Origin of the sequence: Mesorhizobium sp. M7A.F.Ca.CA.002.15.2.1, from assembly GCF_003998715.1 — a bacterium.
GTDB lineage: Bacteria > Pseudomonadota > Alphaproteobacteria > Rhizobiales > Rhizobiaceae > Mesorhizobium > Mesorhizobium ciceri.
On record NZ_RZPI01000366.1, the window covers coordinates 1 to 5,558 of the forward strand.

The following is a 5,558-nucleotide window of genomic DNA, read 5'->3' on the forward strand; positions in this document are numbered from 1 at the left end:
GATAGGGGCCGAAGCGGCCGCTGCGCAGCGTGATTTCCTCTGACGTATAGGGGTCCTTGCCGATGACCTTGGTGCCGTCTTCGCCGCCGCCATTCTCGCCATTGGAGTTGGCGGCATCGCCGAGCTGGCGGGGGAAGGAGCATTCGGGATAGTTGGAGCAGCCGACAAAGGCGCCGAACTTGCCGAGCTTCAGCGACAGATTGCCGGTGCCGCATTTCGGGCAGATGCGTGGATTCGAACCGTCTTCGCGCGCGGGGAACACCAGCGGCGCCAGCTCTTCATTGAGCGCATCCAGCACGTCGGTGACGCGCAGTTCCTTGATGTCGGCGACGGCGCCGGAAAAATCCTTCCAGAAATCGCGCAGCACGTCCTTCCAGGCGAGCTTGCCGTCCGAAATCTCGTCGAGCTTTTCCTCGAGGGACGCGGTGAAGTCGTACTCGACATAGCGCTTGAAGAAGCTTTCGAGGAAAGCCGACAGCAGCCGGCCCTTGGCCTGCGGCACCAGCCGGCGCTTGTCGATGGTGACATAGTCGCGGTCCTCGAGCGTCTTCAGGATCGCCGTATAGGTAGAAGGCCGGCCGATGCCGAGCTCTTCCAGCTTCTTGATCAGCGACGCTTCGGAGTAACGCGGCGGCGGCTCGGTGGTGTGCTGGGTGGCGTTGATCGCCTGGCGGGCAAGCTGCTCGCCGGCACGGATCTCGGGCAGGCGACGATTTTCCTCGTCTTCCGCATCGTCGTCCTTCTGGTCGGTGTATGCGGCGATGAAACCGTCGAACCGAACGACCGAACCGATGGCACGCAGCTCCGCGGTGCGCGATCCATTGACCGCCTCGATCTCGGCGGTGGTGCGCTCGATTTCGGCCGGCTGCATCTGGCTGGCGATGGCGCGCTTCCAGATCAGCTCATAGAGCCGCATCTGGTCGGAATCGAGATATTGCCTGACCGATGCCGGGGTACGCATGAAATCCGTCGGGCGGATCGCTTCGTGCGCTTCCTGGGCGTTCTTGGCTTTGGCCGTATATTGGCGCGGCTTTTCCGGCAGGTATTTCGGACCGAATTCCTTGGCAATGGCATCGCGTGCGGCGTCGATCGCCTCGGGTGCCATCTGCACGCCGTCGGTTCGCATATAGGTGATCAGACCGGTGGTCTCGCCGCCGATCTCCATGCCTTCATAGAGGCGTTGCGCCACCTGCATGGTGCGGCTGGCCGAGAAGCCGAGACCCGACGAGGCGGCCTGCTGCAGCGTCGAGGTGGTGAAGGGCGGGCCGGGATTGCGCTTGGTCGGCTTGGCTTCCACCGACACCGCCTTGAAGGTCGCGCCTTCGAGCATCGACTTGATGTCGTCGGCCTGCGCCTTGTTGGAAATGTCGAGCTTTTGCAGCTTCTTGCGATCGAAGGCGGTCAGCCGCGCTTCGAAATTCTCGTTGCGCGGCGTGCCCAGCAGTGCAGCGATCTGCCAGTATTCCTCGCGGATGAAGCGCTCGATCTCGGATTCGCGGTCGCAGACGAGACGCAGCGCAACCGACTGGACGCGTCCGGCCGAACGGGCGCCCGGCAGTTTGCGCCACAGCACCGGCGACAGCGTGAAGCCGACGAGATAATCCAGCGCCCGGCGGGCGAGATAGGCATCGACCAGCGGCGCATCGATCTGGCGCGGATTGGCCATCGCTTCCAGCACCGACGATTTGGTGATGGCGTTGAAGACGACGCGGCTGACCGGCTTGTCCTTCAGCGCGCGCTTCTGCTTCAGAACTTCCAGCACATGCCAGGAAATCGCTTCGCCTTCGCGATCCGGATCGGTGGCGAGGATCAGGCCGTCGGCGTCCTTGACCGCCTTGGCGATGTCGGCGAGGCGCTTGCCGGAGGCGGTGTCGACCGCCCAGGACATGGCGAAATCCTCATCCGGACGCACCGAGCCATCCTTGGCCGGCAAGTCCCTGATATGGCCGAACGAGGCCAGAACCTTGTAGTTCTTGCCGAGGTATTTGTTGATTGTCTTCGCCTTGGCCGGCGATTCGACGACGACGACGTCCATGAGGTCTCATATCAGCTGTGGTGCGGCAGAAGAATTCCGCTGCGCGCGACGAAATCTCGTTCTATTTGTCGCTCACATGGCCGCGCTTTTGCATCCGGTCAAGGGGAAGCGCCCAAATTGCGGGCCGGTCCGCAGCAATACACTCTTAGAGTGTATGGAGAAAATCACAGAATTTGGGAAAGGCAGATGGTGGGTCTGAGTCAGCGGAAACGACCCGATTCATTTTTCCGCCGAGTCGTTGAAATGCTGCCCAAACCAGGACGGGCGACATTATAACGGGCTGTTCGATGCCGGCCGCCGGATGGCATGGAGATGCCCGGCGACCAGCCCTTGTCCCGCCAGCAGCGGGAATGGCGTGCTTAGTCGGCCTTGACGATATGCCAGACTTCGCCGACGCCGTCGCCGGTCACATCGCCGGGCTTCTTGTCCTTTATGAAGGTGTAGACCGGCTTGCCGTCATAGGCCCACATCTTGGTGCCGTCGGTGCGGTCGACGACGCTCCACTCGTCATCCGCCTTGGCGCCGGCTTCGGCTTTCAGCGGCGGCCAGTTGGTGGCGCATTTGTCGTAGCAGTTGCTCTTGCCCTTCTCGTCCTTGTCATAGGTGTAAAGCGTCATGCCATTGGCGTCGGTGTAGATCTTGGCGCCATTGACCTCGGCTTCCTTCCACGCGTCGGCAGCGAAGGATGCGGCGGTGCTGAGCAGAAGCGCTGCCAGTCCTGCGGTTATGGTTTTCATGGAAATCTCCTGACTGATATCTGGAGACGCGCGGGAAATCGCGGCCTCACAGCATCAACGCCTGCGGGCTGTCGTTTCTTCCTGGCAAGTGCGTCGGGCAATGGATGATCTTGCCAACACAATGGTGATTGGTGGACAAGGCTGCGCGTCGCTATATCGGCGTCACGACATTGGAGTTCTTGGAAATGGCATTGGACATCGGCTATGTCAGCGCGGTCGGGGCTGGGGCGATTTCGTTCCTGTCGCCTTGCGTGCTGCCGCTGGTGCCGCCTTATCTCTGTTATATGGCCGGCGTCTCGGTCGACGATTTCCGTGGCAATGCGGGTGCGACAGCGCGTGAAGGCGCACGCGGCGCGCTGATCTATTCTTCGATCGCCTTCGTGCTCGGCTTCTCGACCGTCTTTGTCGCGCTCGGCGCCGGCGCCTCGACCATCGGCCGGCTGCTGCGCGTCTGGCAGGAGCCGCTGGCCATGGGCGCAGGCGTGCTGATCATCCTCATGGGCCTGAATTTCCTCGGCGTCCTGCGCATTCCGCTGCTGTCACGCGAGGCACGCTTCCAGTCGCAAGGGAAGCCGGCAAGTGCAATCGCGGCCTATGTCATGGGGCTGGCTTTCGCCTTCGGCTGGACGCCGTGCATCGGCCCGGTTCTGGGACCGATCCTGACGCTGGCCGGCGGCCGTGAAACGGTGGGCGAGGGCGCGCTGCTGCTCGCCGCCTATTCGCTGGGGCTGGGCATCCCGTTCCTGATCGCAGCGCTGTTTTCCGGCGCCTTCATGCGCTTCCTCGGCAAATTCCGCGTTCATCTCGGCCGGGTTGAAAAAGCAATAGGCGCGCTGCTGGTTGTCGCTGGCGTGTTTTTCCTCACCGGCGGCGTTCAGACGGTGTCTTACTGGCTGCTGGAGAATTTTCCGCTGCTGGGGCGGTTGGGGTAGGCGTTCGAGCTCAAGCGGGCTTACGGATATTGTTTCACTTGCGTAGTAAGTTCCGGATCGGAATTTCCCCGCTCCATTTGGTCTTACACTGCAATATTGACGTGAGCCTGCAAAAGCTCGCACAATCAATTCAAAGCTTGATATTGTGCAGCATGAGAAGTGGAAAAATTCCTTTTAGATTCGATATTGCCGACTTGCTGGCGCGAGCGCGGAGGCAAGTGGATGGTCGCTTGGGTGACGTGACGATTAACCTCCCATTTATCAGTATCGCTGTCAGCCCGAATGATCGAGAGCGTAAGGTTGCCCGCGAGCTCGTAATTCGGCTCCGGGATCGCAGGATTCTGTCCGCTTGGGAGTGCTGCGATGGCTGCATTGACAATGCGCTCAAGTCGCTTGGGGAAATCAGGCAAACGCTCGTGGACAAACGGGTAGAGCTTGCCGACTTGCAGGATGGGCCGCTGTACTTACTGCTTGACGCGATGGCTCTGGGTATTCGCCAATTTATGACGTTCGAGGAACTGCTCCGGCGCGACGAGAACGCCCCGCTGCATCCACGCTTTGGAGAATTCTATCGACCGCCTGACACCCGGCAGGCTTATTTTGATGCACTGGAGGTGCTCCGCGGGCACCTGAACCGGTGCCTTGGGCAGATCGCTACGATTGCCAAGATGCCAATGGCCGACGAAGGCGTGATTGCCGACTATCAAGGGCCGTGGCAGCTAGAGGCCTATCAGGAGCCGCCAGCTCTGCCCTCTCCTGACAGCTAGCGCTGTCGTTGCAAACGCGAAATCGACTTAGGCAATTGGGGAGGCAGCCTATGTGGAATTGGTTGAGGAAGAAATCGAGCCAGCCTGACCATGAACTCAAGGCCCTGGCTGAGCAATTTGTCCGGCCACAATCGCTCGCTGTAGCGTTGGCCGCATCTGTGCGCGACTACGTCAATGCAGTGAAAGCGGGGAAGTTGTCCTATCCTGCCCATCGCAGAGAGGGCGCAAGCGTTGTCGAGATATGGGCCGACTTGCGGATAGAGGCGATCCACAAACTGTTCAACTTTGGGCAATCGGATGCTTTCCTGTTTTCGGACCATCGCCGGCAGGAAGAATTATTGGCTTGCTTCCTGGACGAGCGAGTTCACCTTGAAATGCCGCAACCTCGCGGAGCGGGGGTTCCCGATACCATACAGGCAATGTGGCAGGTCTACGTCTACCTAAGTGCTGCAGGGTCAGAGGTGGCCGACCGCGAGACGGATCGGGAAGGCCTCAAATTGAAAGGGCGATCCATTCTTGATCGAATGGAATCAGATTGCGCCGACGCAAGGCCGAGATGGGGGGCATTTCGGACGGGCGTGGCGAGCAGCACGGTCCCCCCAACCATGATAGAGCTGCTACATGCGGACGTGACTGCCAAGGCTAAGTCGATCGCACTGTCCAAGGTGTTCGGGCCCTATTATGAGGGCGGGATTAAGCACATGGAGAGTCTGCTTGCCAAACAAGGAAGCGACGTGGCCGCTTTCCAAGCCTCGGTCGAACGACTGCTCGCAGCCAAGGATCCGGACTATCTTACGTCTCGCTAGTGGCAATATCGACCAGCTGCTCGACCCACCTCACCGGAATTTAACCGCATTGGTGCAGCATGGCGCCAGATGCTACCTATCTTCGATTCCTGATCCCTTTTCATATGGTTGTCCTTTCCATGAGCCAGAGATCCTGCCTGTCCGTCATCCTCGCCGCCGGCGAAGGCACGCGCATGAAGAGCGTGCTGCCGAAGGTGCTGCACCAGATTGCCGGGCTGCCGATGGTCGCCCATGTGGTGAAGGCAGCGGAAGAGGCGGGTGCCGGCAGCCAGGCGCTGGTG

General features: G+C 60.5%; 6 protein-coding genes. 4 read left to right on the forward strand and 2 right to left on the reverse strand.

Going from position 1 to position 5,558, the window contains the following annotated elements; all coding sequences use genetic code 11:
- A partial coding sequence (gene topA / locus ENZ74_RS19875) for a type I DNA topoisomerase (protein WP_127312942.1) occupies window positions 1-2,035 on the reverse strand: 2,035 nt, incomplete at its 3' end.
- A 359-nt stretch (window positions 2,036-2,394) separates the two neighbouring features.
- Window positions 2,395-2,772, reverse strand: a complete 378-nt coding sequence (locus ENZ74_RS19880) for a hypothetical protein (RefSeq protein WP_024503571.1) — start codon at window positions 2,770-2,772, stop codon at window positions 2,395-2,397.
- Between the two features lie 185 nt (window positions 2,773-2,957).
- Between ENZ74_RS19880 and ENZ74_RS19885 the strand changes: the two genes are divergently transcribed.
- From ENZ74_RS19885 to ENZ74_RS19900, 4 genes are all read left to right on the forward strand, one after another.
- A complete protein-coding gene (locus tag ENZ74_RS19885; protein ID WP_063170222.1) occupies window positions 2,958-3,704 on the forward strand; it encodes a cytochrome c biogenesis CcdA family protein in 747 nt (248 codons plus the stop codon).
- 101 nt (window positions 3,705-3,805) lie between these two features.
- Window positions 3,806-4,471, forward strand: coding sequence for a hypothetical protein (locus tag ENZ74_RS19890; RefSeq protein WP_127224175.1), 666 nt, complete (start codon window positions 3,806-3,808; stop codon window positions 4,469-4,471).
- A gap of 50 nt (window positions 4,472-4,521) precedes the next feature.
- Complete coding sequence (locus ENZ74_RS19895) at window positions 4,522-5,277, forward strand: hypothetical protein (RefSeq protein WP_063167903.1); 756 nt, start codon at window positions 4,522-4,524, stop codon at window positions 5,275-5,277.
- Between the two features lie 119 nt (window positions 5,278-5,396).
- A partial coding sequence (locus tag ENZ74_RS19900; RefSeq protein WP_164761094.1) for an NTP transferase domain-containing protein occupies window positions 5,397-5,558 on the forward strand: 162 nt, incomplete at its 3' end.